The sequence below is a fragment of the Arthrobacter sp. Br18 genome (assembly GCF_000520555.1).
In the GTDB taxonomy this organism is placed as follows: domain Bacteria; phylum Actinomycetota; class Actinomycetes; order Actinomycetales; family Micrococcaceae; genus Arthrobacter_D.
Genome location: NZ_KI914890.1, coordinates 92,365 through 93,222 on the forward strand (window position 1 = coordinate 92,365; position 858 = coordinate 93,222).

Sequence of the window (858 nt, forward strand, 5' to 3'; positions counted from 1 at the left end):
GGCGGGCCGATCGGCTCCGGACGGCAATGGTGGCCCTGGATCACGATGACGGACCAGGTGCGGGCCATGGAGTTCCTCCTGACCTCGTCCATCGAGGGCCCGGTCAACCTGTGTGCTCCGGAGCCCGCCCAGGCGGGCACCGTCATCGCCGACCTGGGCGAGGCGCTGCACCGCCCCAGCTGGCTGCGGGTTCCAGGGAAGGTGCTCAGCACGCTCGGGGGCCAGCTTGCCGATGAGCTGCTGCTCACCAGTATGCGGATGAAGCCGGGCGTCCTGACGGACGCCGGGTTCACGTTCGAGCAGTCGACGTCCAGGGATCTTGCCGACTGGGTGCGCACCTCCATGAAGAAATAGTTCCTACGGCGCCGGCAGCCCGGCAGTGCACCGGCGGTGGAGTCATCGTTCGCCATTCCCGGGTTCATGGACGGCGTAGATCCGCCAGCCGCCGCCGTCGTCCCGGAGCACGAACACCAGATCCTGCGTCACGGCGGGCAACCAGCCCGGAACGGGTGTGCCGTCGTCCTCGACCTGGTGATAGCCGGAAACTTCCGCATGTGCGGCGATGGTCACAGTATCGGACGGCACCTTTCCCTCGGCCGGCATCCCGGTTATACCGCCTGCGCCGCGCTGACCGGGGGTGTCATCGACCCGTTCGGCTCCCTTGATGACGACCTGAAGGCCGTCCAGCCGCCGCCCGGAGTTCAACAACGCCGCCACCGCATCGGTGTCAGCCGACATCGCCGGGGAGCCCGCCACATTGACGAGGGCCAACCGGGAAGGATCGGCTCCGGTGAAAGCCGACGCCCGGATTTCCGCGAGCATCGACAGCGCCGCCAGAGGATCCTCGGGATCGGCCGG

General features: G+C 68.3%; 2 protein-coding genes. One reads left to right on the plus strand and one right to left on the minus strand.

Features of this window, described 5'->3' with window-relative positions; genetic code table 11:
* Positions 1-354: DUF1731 domain-containing protein (locus Y704_RS21940; RefSeq protein WP_035773054.1), on the plus strand; the 354-nt coding region annotated here is incomplete at its 5' end.
* A 42-nt stretch (positions 355-396) separates the two neighbouring features.
* Here Y704_RS21940 and Y704_RS0115650 read toward each other — a convergent pair.
* On the minus strand, positions 397-858 hold a 462-nt coding region (locus tag Y704_RS0115650), incomplete at its 5' end, for a hypothetical protein (RefSeq protein WP_026550809.1).